This window comes from Veillonella parvula (genome assembly GCF_002005185.1).
Taxonomy (GTDB): domain Bacteria; phylum Bacillota; class Negativicutes; order Veillonellales; family Veillonellaceae; genus Veillonella; species Veillonella parvula_M.
Genome location: NZ_CP019721.1, coordinates 2019307 through 2039003, shown reverse-complemented (window position 1 = coordinate 2039003; position 19697 = coordinate 2019307). Strand labels below are relative to the sequence as shown.

Genomic DNA, 19697 nt, shown 5'->3' with positions numbered 1-19697 from the left:
AAACATGGCTTACGAAAACTTAAAAGCCCAAATTGCTGAGTACAACAAACTTTGTGACGAAAAATGCGCAAAAACTCCAGAACGTCAAAACTTAAAATACAACCGTGTGTATACACCAGTTGATATTGAAGGCTTTGATTATGAACGCGATTTGGGAATGCCTGGCGAATTCCCTTATACTCGTGGCGTACAACCTACTATGTACCGTGGTCGTTTCTGGACAATGCGTATGTATGCAGGCTTCGCTACAGCTGAAGAATCTAACAAACGTTACCGCTACCTAATCGAATCTGGTGCAACAGGTCTTTCCTGTGCATTCGACTTGCCAACTCAAATCGGTTATGACTCTGATGATGTTATGGCTGAAGGCGAAGTTGGTAAAGTAGGTGTAGCGATTGACTCTTTGGCAGATATGGAAATCTTGTTCGATGGCATCGACCTTGGCAAAGTATCCACTTCCATGACAATCAACGCTCCAGCATCCGTTTTGTTGGCAATGTATATCGCAGTAGCTGAAAAACAAGGTGTACCTTCCACAGAATTGAAAGGTACTATTCAAAATGATATTTTGAAAGAATATGCAGCTCGTGGTACTTACATTTTCCCTCCAAAACCATCTATGCGTTTGATCACTAATATCTTCGAATATTGTTCTCAATACGTTCCAAAATGGAATACAATTTCTATCTCCGGTTACCACATCCGTGAAGCAGGTTCCACAGCAGCACAAGAAATCGCATTTACAATTGCTGATGGTATCGCATACGTAGAAGCAGCTTTGAAAGCTGGTCTTGATGTTGATACATTTGCTGGTCGTCTTTCCTTCTTCTGGAATGCTCATAATAATGTACTTGAAGAAGTTGCTAAATTCCGCGCATCTCGTCGCTTATGGGCAACAATCATGAAAGAACGTTTTGGTGCAAAAAAACCAAAATCCATGATGCTTCGTGTACATACTCAAACAGCTGGTTCCATGTTGACTGCACAACAAGTTGATAACAACATCGTTCGTGTTGCTCTTCAAACTGCAGCTGCTGTAATGGGCGGTACTCAATCCTTACATACAAACTCTCGTGACGAAGCTTTGGCTCTTCCTACAGAAGCATCTGTACAAGTAGCTCTTCGTACTCAACAAATCGTGGCTTACGAATCTGGCTTGGCTGACGTAGTTGACCCATTGGGCGGTTCCTACTATGTTGAAGCTATGACTAACGCTATCTATGACGAAGCTATGGCATACATCAAGAAAATTGATGAAATGGGCGGCGCTGTAGTAGCAATCGAAAAAGGCTACATCCAAAAAGAAATTCAAGAATCCGCTTACAAATGGCAAATGGAAGTTGAATCTGGCTTGCGCACAATCGTTGGTGTAAACAAATTCCAAGTTGAAGAAGAAGCTCCAAAAGACTTGCTTCGCGTAGACGCTTCCGTAGGTGCTAACCAATCTAAGAAAACTCAAGCAGTTCGTGCTAACCGCGATCAAGCCGCAGTTGATAAAGCCTTAGCTGATTTGAAAGCTGGCGCAGCTGACGAATCTGTTAACTTGATGCCATTAATTCTTGCAGCAGTTAAAACATATGCTACTTTGGGTGAAATTTGTAATGTATTGCGCGAAGTATTCGGTGAATACGAAGCTCATTCCACATTATAATATCGGCTGATTTCGGAGGTAATATATCATGGCAGAAAAACGTATTAGAGTAATTGTAGCAAAACCAGGTCTTGATGGTCATGACCGTGGTGCAAAAGTAGTAGCACGCGCACTTCGCGATGCTGGTTTCGAAGTAATCTACACTGGTCTTCGTCAAACACCAGAACAAATCGTTGAAGCAGCACTTTCTGAAGACGTTAATGTAGTTGCATTATCTCTTCTTTCCGGTGCTCACAATACATTGTTCCCTAAAATTGTTGAACTTTTGAAAGAAAAAGGCATGGGGGATGTTCTTGTAATCGGTGGTGGCGTTATTCCTGACGCTGATATCCCTGGCTTGAAAAAAGCTGGCGTAGCGGCAGTATTCACACCTGGCACACCAACTAGCGATATCGTTAACTTTATTAAAGAAAACGTAAAATAATTGCTTGGGGCAGAGAGGGGTGCAACTCGAATAGTTGGCTCCCCTCTATTCCCATATTCGAAGATAGGTGGTGAGGCGAATGGATTTAGTTAAAGGCCTTTTTGAAGGTTCTAGACTAGCCTTAGCACGGTCCATAACAGCTGTAGAAAACGAGTATGATAATGCCATCGATATTATGAAGGCAATTTACCCTAAAACGGGGAACGCACGTATTCTCGGTATTACAGGGGCCCCTGGTGCTGGTAAAAGTACTTTGACCGATAAGGTAGTTAAACATTATTTAGATCAAGGTAAAAAAATCGGCATCGTTGCCATCGACCCAACTAGCCCATTCTCTGGCGGTGCTATCTTGGGGGACCGTATTCGAATGAATGATTTAACATTAAATGAAAATGTATTCATTCGAAGCATGGGCACGCGTGGTAGTCTTGGTGGGTTATCTAAAAAGACTGCAGACGTTGTAAAACTCATGGATGCCTTTGGCATGGATTTAGTAATTATTGAAACTGTAGGCGTAGGTCAATCTGAAGTAGATATTGTAAAAAATGCTGATACTACATTGGTTGTACTGGTTCCTGGTCTCGGTGATGATATCCAAGCTATCAAAGCGGGTATTCTTGAAATTGGCGATGTATTTGCTATCAACAAAGCTGACCGAGATGGTTGCGATCGTTTGAATGTTGAAATCGAGATGATGCTTGACCTAGATTCTCGCGAAGTCAAATGGAGACCTCCGATTAAGCGTACTGTTGCCAGCAAAGATCAAGGTGTAGATGAACTCATCGAAGCCTTGGATGAACATTTTGAGTATCTTGAAGACTCTGGTGAGTTGGATGCTCGCCGGGCAGAACGTACGCGTGATGAAATCATCGCGATGATTAATGAGCAAATTGGTCGTTATGTGGCGGAAAAAATAGTCACTAGCGATGAATTTAATAGCCAAGTGGCAGCTGTAAATGAACGCACGAGCGATCCATATACAGTTGTTAACGGCGTTATGTCAAATGTGCTAAAGTAGACGGCGACTACATAGCATGAGAGATTTAGCCTTATAAAAGGAGATAATCAAAATGGCTTTTAAAGTATTACAAGTGGACCACATCGGTATTGGTGTTAATGATTTAGCAGCAACAAAAGAATTTTATAAAAATGCATTGGGTATTCAACATCTTCCTGAAGATGAAGTTGTTGAAGAACAAAAGGTAAAAGTATCCTTCTTCCCTTGTGGTGATGCTGAACTTGAATTCTTAGAAACTACAACTCCAGATGGCCCTATCGGTAAATTTATCGAAAAAAATGGCGGTCGTGATGGTATCCAACACGTTGCATTGCGCGTTGATAATATTGAAAATGCTATTGCTGATTTGATGGCTAAAGGCGTTCGTATGATTGACGAAAAACCTCGTTATGGTGCAGGCGGCTCCTCAATTGCATTCTTACATCCAAAAGCAACTGGCGGTGTTTTGCTTGAATTATGTCAACGTATGAAATAATACAGTATCCAATTCACATCATTATATATGAGTTGTAGATATACATATACATATAATCCTACGTTATATATTAAATATGTATGCTTCTTGAACTTTATTCATTTATGAAATAAAATGATACTGTAACAAGTTTTATTTGGAGGTGCTATAATGGCAACAGTGCAGGAAAAAATCGAGTTATTGCACGAAAAACTAGCTAAAGTTAAAGCTGGTGGCGGTGAAAAACGCGTTGAGAAACAACATGCTCAAGGTAAAATGACTGCTCGCGAACGCTTGGCTAAATTGTTCGATGATAATTCCTTCGTTGAACTTGATCAATTCGTTAAACATCGTTGTGTTAACTTCGGTCAAGAAAAGAAAGAATTACCAGGCGAAGGTGTAGTAACAGGTTATGGTACTATCGACGGTCGTTTAGTATATGCATTCGCACAAGATTTCACTGTAGAAGGTGGTTCTCTTGGTGAAATGCATGCTGCTAAAATCGTTAAAGTACAACGTTTAGCAATGAAAATGGGTGCTCCTATTGTTGGTATCAACGATTCCGGCGGTGCTCGTATTCAAGAAGCAGTAGATGCCCTTGCTGGTTACGGTAAAATTTTCTTTGAAAATACAAATGCATCTGGTGTTATTCCACAAATTTCCGTAATCATGGGCCCATGTGCGGGCGGTGCTGTATATTCTCCAGCATTGACTGACTTCATCTACATGGTTAAAAATACTTCTCAAATGTTCATCACTGGTCCTGCAGTAATCAAATCTGTAACTGGTGAAGAAGTAACCGCTGAAGATCTTGGTGGTGCAATGGCTCACAACTCCGTGTCTGGTGTTGCTCACTTTGCAGCTGAAAATGAAGATGATTGTATCGCTCAAATTCGTTACTTATTAGGCTTCTTGCCATCCAACAATATGGAAGATGCTCCATTGGTAGATACTGGTGACGATCCAACTCGTGAGGATGAAAGCTTGAATAGCTTGTTGCCAGATAACAGTAACATGCCTTACGACATGAAAGATGTTATCGCAGCTACTGTAGATAATGGCGAATATTATGAAGTACAACCATTCTATGCTACTAATATCATTACTTGCTTCGCTCGTTTTGATGGTCAATCCGTTGGTATCATTGCTAACCAACCAAAAGTAATGGCTGGTTGCTTGGACATTAACGCTTCTGACAAATCTTCCCGTTTCATCCGTTTCTGTGATGCTTTCAATATTCCAATCGTTAACTTCGTTGACGTTCCTGGTTTCTTGCCTGGCACAAATCAAGAATGGGGCGGTATCATTCGTCATGGTGCTAAAATGTTATATGCTTACTCTGAAGCTACAGTACCAAAAATTACTGTCATCACTCGTAAAGCATATGGCGGTTCCTACCTCGCTATGTGTTCCCAAGATTTAGGCGCAGACCAAGTATATGCTTGGCCTACATCCGAAATCGCTGTAATGGGTCCTGCTGGTGCAGCTAATATTATCTTCAAGAAAGACGAAGATAAAGATGCTAAAACAGCTAAATATGTAGAAGAGTTTGCGACTCCTTACAAAGCTGCAGAACGTGGCTTCGTAGATGTTGTAATCGAACCTAAACAAACTCGTCCAGCAGTTATCAACGCTTTGGCTATGCTTGCAAGCAAACGCGAAAACCGTGCTCCAAAGAAACATGGTAATATTCCATTATAATTCGATTCGGTAAACATATCATCGAATTTGGGAGATACCTTTCTTTACTACTTTTTTAGAAAGGGGAATGATTATGGAAGGACAAGCAGTTACTACCAATCCTTGGTTAATCATGGCCATTAATATGACAGTTGTATTTGTTGTGTTGATTCTTTTAGGTATTTTGATGACAATCGTTCATTTGATTGACCCTACTAAGAAGAAAAAAGACGTACCACCAAGTGCACCTGTTGTGGCTCCCGCAGCTACACCGGTGGCTGCACCAAATGCATCTGCTCAAAATGAAGGTGAAGTAGTAGCAGCTATCGTAGGTGCCATTGTGGCGATGGGGTACTCATCTGAACAAATTGCATCTATTCGACCTACAGCAACCAGTGCTAAATGGCGCTTGGAAGGTCGCTTAAGCGGTAGAGGTTAAAATATTTTTAGGAGGCATTTGTAATGAGCAATGCTACAACAACTAACGGTAAAGCTCCATCTCAAGATGTAGTAGCAGTAATCGTTGGTGCATTAGCGGCAATGGGTTATTCCGCTGATCAAATCGCGCATATCCGTCCAATCGTAAGCTACAATTGGAAAATGGAAGGCCGTTTGCGTGGTAATCGATAAGATAATTGGCTAATTTGATAATCCATGGGATTATTCAATTTATATGTGTAAAAATATTTATAAGTTTTGTGTAGAAACTACACATTTTGGAGGAATTTAAGATGAAAAAATTCAACGTTACAGTAAATGGTACAGCATATGATGTAGAAGTTAATGAAGTGAAAGCAGCGGCTCCTGCAGCAGCTCCTAAAGCAGCTCCAGCAGCAGCTCCAGCTCCTAAAGCAGCTCCTGCACCAGCTCCTGCTGCAGCAGCAGCTCCAGTTCCAGCAGGTGCTGAAACTGTAAAAGCTCCAATGCCTGGTAAAATCTTATCTGTAGCAGTATCTGCTGGTCAAGCAGTTAAAAAAGGCGAAACTTTGTTGATCCTTGAAGCTATGAAAATGCAAAATGAAATCGCAGCTCCACATGATGCTGTAGTTTCCGAAGTTCGCGTATCTGCTAACCAAACTGTATCCACTGGTGACGACATGGTTGTTCTTGGCTAATACCAAGTGTTGTATGACGTGGCTGCGCCACGTCATCTAACAATTTTATATTTGTGAAAGGGGAACGCATATGGAGGCTTTTGCTGTTGCGATTCAATCCGTTATTACAGATAGCGGGTTCCTCGCATTTACAACAGGCAATGCTATTATGATTCTTGTAGGTTTGATCCTATTGTATTTGGCATTTGCTAAAGAGTTTGAACCTTTATTGTTGGGTCCGATTGCGTTTGGTTGTATACTTGCTAATATTCCTCGTAATGGTTTCGAAGAAGGCGTTATGGCACTTATTAGCGCAGGTATCTCCCAAGAAATCTTCCCACCTTTAATTTTCCTAGGTGTAGGTGCAATGACTGACTTTGGTCCACTCATTGCTAATCCTAAAACATTGCTTTTAGGCGCTGCCGCTCAAATCGGCGTATTCGTTGCTTTAGGTGGCGCAATGATGCTTGGCTTCACAGCTCAAGAAGCAGCTGCTATCGGTATCATCGGTGGTGCTGACGGCCCTACATCCATTTACTTAGCTACTAAACTAGCTCCTCATTTATTAGGTGCTATCGCGGTTGCCGCATATTCCTATATGTCCTTGGTACCATTGATTCAACCGCCTGTAATGAAATTATTCACTACGCAAAAAGAACGCGAAATTGTTATGGAGCAATTGCGTGAAGTTACACGTTTTGAAAAAATCGTGTTCCCAATTGTTGCAACGATCTTCATTTCCTTATTGCTTCCTTCCATTACATCTCTTTTAGGTATGTTGATGTTAGGTAACTTGTTCCGTGAATCTGGCGTAACTGAACGTTTGTCCGATACTTCTCAAAATGCGTTAATCAATACTGTTACAATCTTCTTGGCAACTGGTACTGGTTTAACAATGAGTGCGGAACATTTCTTAAGCGTACAAACAATTCTTATTATCTGCTTAGGCTTAGTTGCATTTATCGGTGGTACTGCTGGTGGCGTATTATTCGGTAAATTGATGAGCTTAGTAGATGGTGGTAAAACAAATCCACTTATTGGTTCTGCCGGTGTATCCGCGGTTCCAATGGCGGCTCGCGTATCTCAAGTAGTAGGTGCGAAAGCTAACCCAGCTAACTTCTTGCTCATGCATGCTATGGGTCCTAACGTAGCTGGCGTTATCGGTACAGCAGTAGCTGCAGGTACAATGCTTGCTATGTTGTCTAACCACTAATAATTTAATAATTATTCACCCAGGTGTACCTAAATAGGTACACCTATTGGTGAATCAAAAAGCCCTTGGTCATTATGTAATCATACATAAAAAGGGAATATTTGCAATAAATGCTTTTCAGATCGGTCATTAGGTGATTAGCAAGATTTCACAGAATAACCTTCTAGTGCTTTATATATAGTAGAGGTGGTCACTTGTTATCAATTGAATTAAAAATACTGATTTGTTTTATATGGGCATTTATTGTTTTTTTTATTACAGCGCTGATTATCGGTAATAAAGGCAAAGCTAAGTGGTTTCAACAAAGAACAAAATATTCTTGGTTTAATCGTCGAGGATTTTTAGGTGAAACTTTATTATTTGGGTATCCTAAAACAAGAGAGGGATATGGGATTACTTTTTTGATGGCTTCTGCCATTGGTATCGTAGGTTATATTTTATACCTATTATAACTATATCAGTGCATTTCTCTGAAGGGAGATGATGATGTATGGGTACTGCAGAACAAACCTTAATCGTCCTTGCAGTCATGGCTGTTTTATTCGTTACGGAAATTATTCCTCTAGCTATTACTTCTTTAGGCGGCGCAATTACATTAGGCCTTATGGGTATTATTACTCCTAAGGTTGTATTCTCTGGTTTATCTGATAGTACAGTTGTGTTGTTTGCAGGCATGTTCGTTGTTGGTGCTGCATTATTCTACACTGGTTTGGCTCAAAAAATTGGGGAAACCGTAGTATCTCATGCAGGGACTAGCGAAAATGGCTTGATGCTTGCGATTATGCTCGTAACAGCTACCATGTCCGCATTCTTATCTAATACTGGTACAACAGCTGCGTTACTTCCTGTGGTTGTTGGTATCTGTGCTGTTGCTAAGATTCCTGCATCTCGCCAATTAATGCCTTTAGCATTTGCTGCAGGTATCGGTGGTATCATTACAATGGTTGGTACACCACCTAATATCATTGTAAGTGGTACATTATCTAAATTTGGCATTGAACCATTTGGTTTCTTTGAATTTGCTTGGATTGGTATTCCTTTGACTGTTGCTACTATCGTATTCATGATGCTCGTTGGTAAACATCTATTACCTAAACATGAAATTACTGATGCTGGTGATGTTGAACAAGAAGTAGCTGCTGAAGATATTTCTAACGATCCTAAGAAACAATTATACTCTGGTCTTATTCTTTTAGGTGTAATCATTGCTATGATTTTAGGGGATCCTCTAAAAACATATTTTGGTATTAATTTACCATTGAGCATGGTTGCAGTTATTGGCGCAATGCTTTGCGTATTAACTGGTTGCTTGAACGAAAAACAAGCTTACACATCTATTGACTGGGTAACAATCTTCTTATTCGCTGGTATGATGCCAGTGGCAACTGCACTTGACCAATCTGGTGCAGGTAAAATGATTGCTGATGCAGTAATCGGTGTTATGGGGTCTGATCCTAGCCCTTACTTTGCAACAGCAGTATTATTTGCATTGTCTTGTATCATGACTCAATTCATGTCTAACACTGCATCTTGTGCATTATTGGCACCTATCGGTATCTCCATTGCTCAAGGTATGGGCGCTGACCCTCATGCAGTATTGATGGCTATCGGCGTTGCTGCATCTTGTGCATTCGGTACACCTGTAGGTACACCTCCAAATACACTAGTACTTGGTCCTGGTCAATACAAATTTACAGATTATGTAAAAGCCGGCGTTCCATTGATTTTAGTTTGCTTCGTAGTAAGCTTAATTATCATTCCAATGGTATGGCCATTCTTCCCTGGTAAATAATAGGGAATAGGTTACTCTACTATACAAGCACACACGAGGTCGAATCGTAAGATTCGGCCTCGTTTTTTATGATTTTAGTCTATATGATTTTAATATAGATTACATATAAGTGTAATCAAAAGCAATATGAATTAAACTAATTTGCATGATTAATTTTACACAATTGACTACATCGAAAAAATATGATATAGTATATTGTGTAAGATATAATAATGTAATGTTGAATAAGGAGGTCATCTATGACAAAAGAAAGATTTAACATGTTAGTTGGTTCTATTGGTGCATTTATTGGTGTATTTGTATTTTTAGCCTATATCCCACAAATAATTGCTAATCTTCATGGTCAACCTAGTCAACCATGGCAACCATTATTTGCAGCAGTATCCTGTTTGATCTGGGTATTATATGGTTGGACAAAATCACCTAAACGTGATTATATTTTAATCGTACCAAACCTTGCAGGCGTTATTTTAGGTACACTAACATTCTTAACATCTTTCTAAGTGCTATAAGAAAAAATAGTATTATTGTTATATAGTGAATAATAGTAAAGATATTACTTTACTTTATAAATATAAATGAGGTCGAATCGTATGATTCGGCCTTTTTTAGAGTGAAGTTTATATGTTAGATTAAAATATAGATAAGCGTTAAATCTGTTGTAATAAAAAAATAGTTTTTATGATAATAAATATTGATAATTGAATTCCTAGTATAATAGTACGTATTTTAATTGAAATGATAATTAGTGCATTCTCAATTATTGATTATTAAACTCAATTACATAAATGAAAAGAAATATCAAAATACATATAAATATAGGCTTTTTATGATAAAAAGGAACAATTATTATGCAAAATATTATATAATTTTTTATCATTTTCATTTGACTTTCAATTTGAACTGTGTGATAATGAGAACATAAGTTGAGGCAAGTGCCTTTCTAAATGATAATAAAAAGTTCTGATTTATATTTTGATGGAGGTCCTAATTATGAGAGTTATTGCTGATGGTTGCATTAAATGTGGTTCTTGCGCATCTGTTTGCCCAGTTTCCTGCATTACTGAAGGCGAAACTAAATACGAAATTGGCGATGCTTGCATCGATTGCGGTTCTTGCGAATCCGTTTGCCCAGTTTCTGTAATTTCCGCTGAGTAATCACAAATAAAACACGCCCCTCATTGAGGGGCTTTTTATTTTGCCTAAATTTGCGTAACTTAGTATAATAGGACTATTAAGAATTATATTATAGTAAGGGAGTTAATCTTGTTTTATACAGTACTTATCATTTGGTTATTATTGGACCAATTAACTAAATATTATGTAATGAATCATTTTTTGTTAGGTGAATCTTTACCTGTTATTCCTAATGTATTTCATTTTACCTATATTATTAATCGCGGTGCAGCCTTTGGCATGTTAGCGAATCAACGATGGTTTTTCTTACTAGTAGCTTTTATTCTATTAGCTGTTTGTGCTTTTTATTGGAAGCTATTAGCTAAGGGCCATTGGACTTTGCAAATCGGGTCAGCCTTATTAGTCGCAGGTGCTATTGGTAATGGCATTGACCGATACATGATTCATGGGGTAGTGGACTTTTTTGATTTTCGTGTATGGCCTATTTTTAATGTGGCAGATATTGGTATTTGTATAGGTGTAGCTTTTGTTGTATTTTATTTGTTTTCATTGAAAGAGGACCATGAATAGCTTTCATTATCAAAGCCCTTTATAAATCATTGACTTGATTCGTCAATAAATATATATCTTATACTTGACTCAAAGAGGAATAGAGGATGAATGAATATATTGTAAATGCTGAGCAAGAAGGCATTAGACTAGATGTGTTTTTAACTGAACAGATGGAAGGATCTCGTAGCTATATTCAAAGTTTAATTAAAGGTGGTCATGTTACAGTAGGTGGTAAAGTAGGGAAAGCTAATCTTCGGCTTACACCTGATACTGTCATTCATGTAGAAATCCCAGAGCCTGAATCGATTGAGGTTAAACCTGAGGATATCCCTTTAGATTATTTATACGAAGATCACGATATTGTTATTGTTAATAAACCTCGTGGCATGGTGGTGCATCCTGCAGTAGGGAATTATTCTGGAACCCTTGTAAATGCTCTATTATTCCATTGTAAGGACCTATCAGGCATTAATGGTGAAATTAGGCCAGGTATTGTGCATCGCTTAGATAAAGATACGTCTGGTGTTATGATGGTGGCAAAAAATGATGCAGCACACATTGGCCTAGCAGAGCAAGTAAAAGCACATTCTGCAAGACGTACGTACTGGGCGCTAGTACAAGGCAATATTGTAGAAGAAAAGGGGACTATAAAGGCGCCTATTGGACGCCATCCTAAGGACCGTATGAAAATGGCTGTTGTCTTTGAAAACAGTAAAGATGCAGTAACACATTTTAAAGTATTGGAGCGTTATGGTCATCAAACATTGGTTGAATGTAATTTGGAGACTGGCAGAACCCATCAAATTCGTGTTCACTTTGCTCATATTGGACATCCTGTTGTTAATGACCCATTTTATGGATATAGACGTATGGATTTTCCTATAGAAGGGCAAGCATTACATTCTAAATCGTTAGATGTTAAACACCCTATTACAGGTGAAGAAATGCACTTTGAAGCACCGGTACCAGCTGACTTTGAGGCGTGCTTAGAATTTGCTAAGACCTACCGTGAAGATAAACGAAAATAGTCTAAATGTTTACATTGATTGTTTAAGTACTTATTTTTACTACTTATTTGGATATAGGGGCATAGAACAATCCTATGCTGTAAGGGCGTATATATGGAAAAGAAACGCTTACTAATGGATCAAGACGCTATAATGCGTGCGATTCGTCGTATTAGTCATGAAATTTTAGAACGCAATAAAGGTTTATCTAATGCGTTAATTGTAGGTATTGAACGGCGTGGTGTCATTTTGGCAAAACGTTTACAAGCGGAAATTGAGCGTATAGAAGGTATTCATATTGATTGTGAGTCTTTGAATGTTGCAGTGTATCGTGATGATCGTGATGCTCGTCCTAAAGAGGGGGAACCGTGTACGATTGATACAACGGAAAAGACAATTATTCTTGTAGATGATGTTTTGTATACGGGCCGTACCATCCGTGCTGCTTTAAATGCATTAATGACGGCTGGCAGACCAAGATCTATTCAATTGGCCGTCCTCGTCGATCGTGGTCATCGTGAATTGCCTATACGAGCGGACTATGTAGGTAAAAATATTCCTACATCACATCTTGAAAGTGTACGCGTTGCCGTCGCTGATCTGGATGGTGAAGAAGGGGTTACAATACAGGAATAATCTGTATTGTAACCCCTTATTTTTTGAGTATTATCATATAATAAGATGATTATCTTAATAAAATTAAATTATTTGACTCTTATATTTATGTGCAGAATGTTTCTACCAGATCGTAGTTCTGCTTATTTTATGTATTGTGGCGTATAGGTGTAGTCCATATGACCTATTCGTTTAACTTCATTATGTAAGCATAAGGCCTGTATATCTGTAGCTAATGTATCGATTTGATGCATCGTTTGTCCCAACGTATTTAATTCATTAGGTGCTTTGGCCCATTTTTGAATAAGTGGTATTTCAAAATCATTTCGAAGCCATTGACGACCTCTATCGTTGAAGGCTAGCAAGCGAGCATATTGTGGCGCTTCCTGTATAGCACTTTGTAGTAAATCTTTTTGTATTCCTAAGGTGAGATAGGCTCCCATTCGTTGTAAACGGGCATAGGTATAGCGCTTTGATTTTATTTGCTTCATAGCCAAGTTCCACGTAGGTTGTTGGGCCGCTTTGGACCATAAGTGTTCAATGCCTTCGTTGAACTCTCCAAAGCTTTCTAGCTCCTTAGTTGAAGTACGACGACTTAAGGTATGGACCATATCATAGTAGCGGTTATAGTTTACATAAGCACCATTAGAAATTATATTAGTCATATCGTCTGCAATAGTTTTAGGAACGATTGACTGAAGTTGTAATTTTATTTTACTATTTAGTGCATTTAATTTTGTTAATGTAGTTGCAGTTGCAGTTGAATTTGAATTTGTACTTGTCGTTGTATCTATATCTGTAAAAGTGTAGATACTATTTTTATTACAATTGTTACTACCTGTAGCCATTTCTGTTATGAGTTTACGCAATGCTGTACCAGAAGGAAAATCTTTTGTAATATTCGCGTCGTGATGATCTGATGTGCGTAAGATTGGTATATATTTTAAGGAAGGATAATAGGTAAGTCCTGCCCGAATATATTCAAGTCCTAACAGTGCATTAGGGGTGTTGAGCATCTCTGTATTAAGGGCTTTACGGAAGGCAGAGCCATAGGACATGCCTTCGTTAATATAGGTCCGTAATACTATTTGAGTACTTTCACAATCCATACGTTTAGTTATATCAACGAGTGTATCTAGATCAGCCGTTTCAGAACCAAAGGAGAGTGCATCGATATGTAAAGCTTTTACCATGCGAATAGCGCCTGTTCCAAACAGTTGTGCACTACCCAAAGAATAGAGTGTAGGTAGCTCGATAACGATGTCTGCACCACCGAGAATAGCCCAACGAGCACGGTCAAATTTAGAAAAAATAGCAGGTTCTCCTCGTTGTACAAAGGAACCACTCATGATACAAATGCGCAGCGCTTCAGGATGCTCTTGTGCTAAGGTATGTAATTGATGCGCATGTCCATTGTGAAATGGATTATATTCACAGATGATACCGATTGTTTTCATAGTGACTCCTTTCATTATTGTTAGTGTAACAAAGCGAAGAAATGCTGTAAACTACATTTCATGATATCCATATAAAAGGCTTGTTTATAGAAATGATGTTATGTGTAAATATTAAGTTTAGTATAGATTTTCTTGACACTATAGGCTATAATTAACTGTAAATGCTGAATTGATGTGAGGTATATGATGAAACAAAATTGGAAACGTACATTACAAGGGACTCTGCTCGGTGCTGTGCTGCTAGCAATGGCGGGATGTGGCTCTACAAATGTAATGGATACATATAGTTTTGGCCATCAAGTTATCCGTGTTGGTCAATCTGAAATTACCATTGCCTTGCCTTATGAAATGGGTAAAAGTACAAAAAATATGACTGATGATGGGTATCCAATTGATATTTATGGTTCCGTTACAGAACATATGGTGATTGAAGTTGAAGCATTGCGTGCTGGTGACAATAAACCATTGCCTACGGTTGATGAGTTTTTAAATCGCAGCAAGTCTGAATTCACGAAGATGGGCGCAACCATCAAGGAAGAATCTGTAGCTTTACAAGGTACATCTGCAAAGAAGCTTGATGTGACGTATACAACACAAGGGCAAACATTTAGCTTTTCTCAATACGTATTCTTAGATCATGGCGTATTGTGGAATATAATCTACCAATATCCTGAAAAGGATCAGGTAGGTGCTGATATCAGCAAAGAAATTCAAAACAAGATTCAAGTTACACAACAGAAAGAGGGTTAATCGATGAACGTATTAGTAGTTAACTGCGGTAGTTCTTCTTTGAAATATCAATTACTTGATATGACAACTGAAACAGAATTGGCAAAAGGCCTTTTTGAAAAGATTGGTGATCAAGATGCTATCTTCACTCACAAACGTCCTAATGCAGATAAATTAGAACGCGTTGAACCAATTTTGAACCATAAAGAAGCGCTTCGTATTTTGCTAGATATTTTAGTTGATGCTGAATTTGGTGTTATCTCTTCGATGGATGAAATTGATGCTGTAGGTCACCGTGTAGTACACGGCGGTGAAAAATTTGCTGATTCCGTATTGATTACACCAGCAGTTATGGAAGCGTTGGAAGAATGTGCTTCTCTTGCACCATTACATAACCCACCAAACATTCAAGGTATTGAAGCTTGTGAAGCTATTATGCCGAGTGTACCTCAAGTTGCTGTATTTGATACTGCATTCCATCAAACTATGCCAAAAGAAGCATATATGTATGCGCTTCCTTACTCTTATTATGAAGATTATGGTATTCGTCGTTACGGCTTCCATGGTACGTCCCATAAATATGTAGCACAACGTTGTGCAGAATTAATGGGTAAACATATGACTGATCTTCGTATCATCACATGCCACTTGGGTAATGGTTCCTCTGTGGCTGCTATTAAAGGTGGTCGCTCCATCGATACTACAATGGGCTTTACTCCATTGTCCGGTTTGATCATGGGTACGCGTACAGGTGATATTGACCCTGCTATCGTTCCATTCTTGATGGAAAAAACAGGTATGACCTATGAAGAAATCGATAGAGTTATGAATAAAGAATCCGGTGTATTAGGGATTTCTGGTGTATCCAATGACTTCCGTGTGATTGAAGAAGCTGCTGCTAACGGCAATAAACGCGCACAATTGGCATTGAATATGTTCCATTACAAAGTTCGCCGTGTAATCGGTGCCTTTGCTGCTGTTATGGGCGGTGTAGATGCTATCATCTTTACTGCTGGTATTGGTGAAAACGGTATTGGTAACCGTGATGCAATCTGTAACGGTTTGGAATATTTAGGTACTCGTATTGATTCTGAACGCAATAATGTTCGTGGTAAAGAACAAGAAATCAGTGCTGAAGGCTCTAAGGTTAAAATCTTTGTAATTCCTACAAACGAAGAAATCATGATTGCTCGTGATACTCAACGTATTACAGCAGCGTTGAAAAAATAATATAGTTCGCATCTGAACTGAGTGACTAATAGAGTCATAAAACCCCGTCTATATCTCGGATATGGACGGGGTTTTTGTAGTTTTTATGCATAGAATATCTTATAATAGGATGTATAGTTATTAATTAGTGATTTCTTTAAAAGGGGTAAAGCATGACAGTATTATATGAAGAAAAATCTCAGCGCACCAGAAGTGCAGAGTTATTGGTAGTATTTTTTGTGATTTTATTGTTGTGTGCAGCAGCTTATACAACGTATCGCAGTATTCAATTACATACGGTTTTATTAGCTGAGTATTTTATTGAAATCATGGCCATCATTGTTATGGTTAAACAGGCTGTTAGTAGATATACATATATTTTGACAGATACAAAGCTTGTGATTGAAGAGCACTCTATCTTTAGAAATCGTCATTTTGAAGTAGATTATAACATGATTGATGGGGTGTTCAAGTTTGAACGTGAGTTGTTGACAAATATTAAATACCGCTATAAATATAGAAAATGTTCTACCTCTGACCCGCGCCCGATTTGGTCTCTTGTGTATTCTATTGTAGATGGAAATAAAGTTAAAAATGGCCGTTTGTTGTTGAAAGCCGACGATAGATTCTTTGAAATATTAGAAGAGCATGTGCCTGGCCGTATTCGTGTGCCTCAAGCGGATATCGTATTTTATGCGGCGGTGCGAGCTGATGCGGTAAAACATGGGGAAGATGTACAAGAATATTATGAAAGATTAATTTCTTCTGAAGAAGATAAAGGAACAACTATGTAAAGGATGGTAAGTTCTGGGGGATAGGCAGGATAGTTTGGTTATACCAAGAATTTTATGTACAAGTTTTTTAATACGAAGGAGCGTATATGGCTGGATTATATTTGGCGAGTCAATCACCACGTAGAACTGAATTATTAACACAGGTTGGGATTGATCATACTGTTGTATCCAGTACTTATGAGGAATCTAATGAGGGTTACGACAACCCTATTGAAATGGTGAAAGCCCAAGCATTAGGTAAGGCTCGTTGTGCTGAAGGTGTTCCTGACAGAAGTATTGTGTTAGGCGCAGATACTATTGTTGTCCTTGATAATAAAGTATTAGGAAAGCCATATGATGAATCCGATGCACGCCATATGTTGGAGCATTTATCGGGTAGAGCACATTCTGTAATCACTGGAGTCGCGTTACTCATCAAAGGGGAGGAGATAGTTTTTCACAATGAAACAAAAGTATATTTTAAACAATTAGCACCCTTTGAAATCGAGTCTTATATTGCTAGTGGGGAACCGATGGATAAGGCTGGAGCTTATGGCATCCAAGGAAAAGGTGCATTATGGGTAGATAAAATAGAGGGCTCTTATACTAATGTGGTAGGGTTACCAGTTGAACATGTATACGAGGAACTGTGCAAGGCGTTAGGGGCAAAATAGTACTAGCGTATTAGACAGATAGTGATATAATTGGCTGTGCTGTGCTGTGCTGTGCTGTGCTGTGCTGTGCTGTGCTGTGCTGTGCTGTGCTGTGCTGTGCTGTGCTGTGCTGTGCTGTGCTGTGCTAAATAATTTTTAAGAGAGTAGATGTGTTTATTGTTTGATTTACAAATGGTGTTATCTATTTGAATGGAGAGATTCTATGGAAGTACCAACAGTAAGTGTAAAAGATATGCTACCATTCCAGCGCCCGCGAGAAAAATTTCTCGCCTTAGGCCCTTCACATATGGCAATGGAGGAGTTGTTGGCTATTTTATTGCGTACAGGGGTAAAGGGGCAATCTGCGATTTCTTTGGCAAGTGATATCGTACAATCCTTTGATGATGGTGTATATGGTCTTAACCGAATGACCGTAGATAATCTAACCAAAATCAAGGGTATTGGTAGAGATAAAGCAGTGACGCTATGCGCAGCACTTGAAATGGGTAGGCGTCTAGGGGAGCTTAAGATTAAAGAGACTTATGAAGATTTTTCGCAACCTTTTGTAATAGCTCAATATGTGATGGAACGACTGCGGCATGAAGATGTGGAACATGTGTGGGCTGCCATGCTAACATCTCGAAATAAGCTTATTCAGTTGGAACATATCTCTAATGGTGGATTGGTATCAAGCCTTGTAGAGCAAAGAGCAGTATTTAAAAAAGCTATAGCATGCAATGCGGCGGCGATTATTCTAATCCATAACCACCCGTCAGGTGATAGTAGACCAAGTGATGAAGATATACGGCTAACGAAAATGTTTGTTAGTGCTGGTCAATTTATGGGGATTCCTGTACTCGATCATATTGTTATAGGGGATAATGAATTTACGAGCCTCAGCGAAATTGGTAAATTGAGCTGAGCCTAAATAAACTGAACAAAGCCAAGTAAGATTATTAAAAGCACTCATTTTGAACTATACCTAATTTTGACGCATGGGTAAGTTCCTATAAATGAGTGCTTTTCCTTATTGTGTATGAGATTATATGTATGAAGTTATGTAATTTTTATGTATGACTTATGAGTACAAGGATTATGCGTTATCTGTGCTTTTAACAAAAGGAAAGGTACTGATATCAATGGAAAAAGTCGCGTTATATATGGTAAAATGGAATGATGATGTAATGAAGGAGAAATTACTATGAGTTCCATTTTACCTACTCTAGGAAAAGATGTAAGTATAGATATTGGTTCCATACAAACGCGCCTCATGGGGGGGACGCGAGGGACTGTTATAAGCGAACCATCGATTATAGCAACTGATACAAAACAAGAAAAAGTAGTAGCCGTTGGTGATGAAGCGGCGCGCCTCGTATTGCGCATGCCCGATATGTGGCGTCCGTTAACGCCTTTAAAGGATGGATTTATCGTTGACTATCGTGTTATGCATACTATGCTTAGCTACTTTCTTAATAAGGTGTCTAATGCGTTGCGTCGAGCCCGCGTTGTCGTAGGGGTTCCTTGTGGCATGACCGATGTTGAGCAACGAGCTATGATGGATGCTGTTATTCAAGCTGGTGCTCGAGAGGTATTCCTCATTGAACGACCTGTGGCAGCTGCTATTGGTTGTGGTGTGCCTATCTTTGAAGCGCAAGGATCTATGGTTATTGACATCGGTGGTGGCACTATTGATATGGGGATTGTTTCTTTAGGTGGTATCGTAGATAGCAAAACAATTCGTTTTGGTGGTTCTGATATTAATAATGCCTTATTGCGCTATGTGCGTGAGTGTTTTGGCGTTATCGTATCTGATGAGACCATATTAGATATTAAGCATACATTAGGTACAGCTATCGCTCCTTTAGAGGATGCAGAGTATGCCTTTCAGGGGCGCGATATGATGAACGGCTTAGGTAGACGTTGTGTGATTCATCAATCTGAAGTGTACCAAGTTGTAAATGAATGTTTGATAGGACTCTTGGATGAGGTTAAGCAAATGATTCGTGCTACGGCACCAGAAATCGTGGCTGATATTATGCAACATGGCATATGGCTTACTGGCGGTACGGCAAGACTATCTGGCTTAGCGGATCGGATTGGTACTGAAGTAGGTGTACCTGTTCACGTTCCTGAAGCACCTGAAACAAAAGTTGTGGTAGGCCTTAATGGGGCCTCATCTGATTTGGTGAGCTTATCGCGTTTTATTGTAAATTCTAAGAATAGAAAGGGCCGAGACTAG

23 protein-coding genes are annotated in these 19697 nt (G+C 39.0%); 22 read left to right on the top strand and 1 reads right to left on the bottom strand.

The genetic code is table 11. From position 1 onward, the window contains the following. Positions 1-4: 4 nt before the first annotated feature. The 16 genes from B1A77_RS09480 to pyrR all read left to right on the top strand — a co-directional run bounded on the left by B1A77_RS09480 (position 5) and on the right by pyrR (position 12658). Positions 5-1651, top strand: coding sequence for an acyl-CoA mutase large subunit family protein (locus B1A77_RS09480; protein WP_004696495.1), 1647 nt, complete (start codon positions 5-7; stop codon positions 1649-1651). Between the two features lie 28 nt (positions 1652-1679). Beyond that, on the top strand, positions 1680-2075 hold the full coding sequence (locus tag B1A77_RS09475) for a cobalamin B12-binding domain-containing protein (protein ID WP_004696492.1): 396 nt from the start codon (positions 1680-1682) through the stop codon (positions 2073-2075). Positions 2076-2154: 79 nt separating this feature from the next. Next, positions 2155-3093 (top strand): methylmalonyl Co-A mutase-associated GTPase MeaB, encoded by a 939-nt coding sequence (meaB, locus tag B1A77_RS09470; protein WP_077708582.1) that lies wholly within the window; start codon positions 2155-2157, stop codon positions 3091-3093. A gap of 52 nt (positions 3094-3145) precedes the next feature. Beyond that, positions 3146-3568: a methylmalonyl-CoA epimerase gene (mce, locus tag B1A77_RS09465; RefSeq protein ID WP_060923997.1), complete on the top strand. Its 423-nt coding sequence runs from the start codon at positions 3146-3148 to the stop codon at positions 3566-3568. Between the two features lie 150 nt (positions 3569-3718). Then, complete coding sequence (mmdA, locus tag B1A77_RS09460) at positions 3719-5248, top strand: methylmalonyl-CoA decarboxylase subunit alpha (protein ID WP_004696486.1); 1530 nt, start codon at positions 3719-3721, stop codon at positions 5246-5248. 73 nt (positions 5249-5321) lie between these two features. Continuing rightward, positions 5322-5666: a methylmalonyl-CoA decarboxylase subunit delta gene (mmdD, locus tag B1A77_RS09455; RefSeq protein WP_021148364.1), complete on the top strand. Its 345-nt coding sequence runs from the start codon at positions 5322-5324 to the stop codon at positions 5664-5666. A gap of 23 nt (positions 5667-5689) precedes the next feature. Further along, positions 5690-5857, top strand: a complete 168-nt coding sequence (gene mmdE / locus B1A77_RS10175) for a methylmalonyl-CoA decarboxylase subunit epsilon (protein WP_004696483.1) — start codon at positions 5690-5692, stop codon at positions 5855-5857. 101 nt (positions 5858-5958) lie between these two features. Beyond that, a complete protein-coding gene (gene mmdC, locus B1A77_RS09450; protein WP_008601436.1) occupies positions 5959-6342 on the top strand; it encodes a methylmalonyl-CoA decarboxylase subunit gamma in 384 nt (127 codons plus the stop codon). A gap of 70 nt (positions 6343-6412) precedes the next feature. After that, a complete protein-coding gene (mmdB, locus tag B1A77_RS09445; protein ID WP_008601435.1) occupies positions 6413-7534 on the top strand; it encodes a methylmalonyl-CoA decarboxylase subunit beta in 1122 nt (373 codons plus the stop codon). 194 nt (positions 7535-7728) lie between these two features. Further along, positions 7729-7986, top strand: coding sequence for a hypothetical protein (locus B1A77_RS09440; RefSeq protein ID WP_008601433.1), 258 nt, complete (start codon positions 7729-7731; stop codon positions 7984-7986). A 38-nt stretch (positions 7987-8024) separates the two neighbouring features. Beyond that, the gene (locus B1A77_RS09435) at positions 8025-9326 is read left to right on the top strand and encodes an SLC13 family permease (RefSeq protein WP_021148363.1); all 1302 of its coding nucleotides are present in this window, start codon (positions 8025-8027) and stop codon (positions 9324-9326) included. A gap of 239 nt (positions 9327-9565) precedes the next feature. Continuing rightward, positions 9566-9829, top strand: a complete 264-nt coding sequence (locus B1A77_RS09430; RefSeq protein ID WP_004696474.1) for a SemiSWEET family transporter — start codon at positions 9566-9568, stop codon at positions 9827-9829. A gap of 490 nt (positions 9830-10319) precedes the next feature. Next, positions 10320-10484, top strand: coding sequence for a DUF362 domain-containing protein (locus B1A77_RS09425; RefSeq protein ID WP_004696472.1), 165 nt, complete (start codon positions 10320-10322; stop codon positions 10482-10484). A gap of 108 nt (positions 10485-10592) precedes the next feature. Continuing rightward, on the top strand, positions 10593-11033 hold the full coding sequence (gene lspA, locus B1A77_RS09420) for a signal peptidase II (RefSeq protein WP_077708581.1): 441 nt from the start codon (positions 10593-10595) through the stop codon (positions 11031-11033). 86 nt (positions 11034-11119) lie between these two features. Next, a complete protein-coding gene (locus B1A77_RS09415) occupies positions 11120-12043 on the top strand; it encodes an RluA family pseudouridine synthase (RefSeq protein WP_077708580.1) in 924 nt (307 codons plus the stop codon). Positions 12044-12136: 93 nt separating this feature from the next. Beyond that, a complete protein-coding gene (gene pyrR, locus B1A77_RS09410; RefSeq protein ID WP_004696466.1) occupies positions 12137-12658 on the top strand; it encodes a bifunctional pyr operon transcriptional regulator/uracil phosphoribosyltransferase PyrR in 522 nt (173 codons plus the stop codon). A gap of 122 nt (positions 12659-12780) precedes the next feature. On the opposite strand, the gene B1A77_RS09405 is transcribed toward pyrR, so the two are convergent. Continuing rightward, positions 12781-14094, bottom strand: coding sequence for a tRNA(Met) cytidine acetate ligase (locus B1A77_RS09405; protein ID WP_077708579.1), 1314 nt, complete (start codon positions 14092-14094; stop codon positions 12781-12783). A gap of 186 nt (positions 14095-14280) precedes the next feature. Between B1A77_RS09405 and B1A77_RS09400 the strand changes: the two genes are divergently transcribed. The 6 genes from B1A77_RS09400 (at position 14281) to mreB (ending at position 19697) form a co-directional block, all read left to right on the top strand. Next, positions 14281-14844, top strand: a complete 564-nt coding sequence (locus B1A77_RS09400) for a hypothetical protein (protein ID WP_077708578.1) — start codon at positions 14281-14283, stop codon at positions 14842-14844. Between the two features lie 3 nt (positions 14845-14847). Then, positions 14848-16053, top strand: a complete 1206-nt coding sequence (locus tag B1A77_RS09395) for an acetate/propionate family kinase (protein ID WP_004696461.1) — start codon at positions 14848-14850, stop codon at positions 16051-16053. A gap of 152 nt (positions 16054-16205) precedes the next feature. Further along, on the top strand, positions 16206-16826 hold the full coding sequence (locus B1A77_RS09390) for a hypothetical protein (protein WP_004696459.1): 621 nt from the start codon (positions 16206-16208) through the stop codon (positions 16824-16826). Positions 16827-16912: 86 nt separating this feature from the next. Continuing rightward, positions 16913-17479, top strand: coding sequence for a Maf family protein (locus B1A77_RS09385; protein ID WP_077708577.1), 567 nt, complete (start codon positions 16913-16915; stop codon positions 17477-17479). Positions 17480-17681: 202 nt separating this feature from the next. Continuing rightward, positions 17682-18380 carry a RadC family protein gene (gene radC, locus B1A77_RS09375; RefSeq protein ID WP_004696456.1) on the top strand — a complete coding sequence of 233 codons (699 nt, stop codon included), beginning with the start codon at positions 17682-17684 and terminating at the stop codon, positions 18378-18380. A 279-nt stretch (positions 18381-18659) separates the two neighbouring features. Further along, a complete protein-coding gene (gene mreB, locus B1A77_RS09370) occupies positions 18660-19697 on the top strand; it encodes a rod shape-determining protein (RefSeq protein WP_004698656.1) in 1038 nt (345 codons plus the stop codon).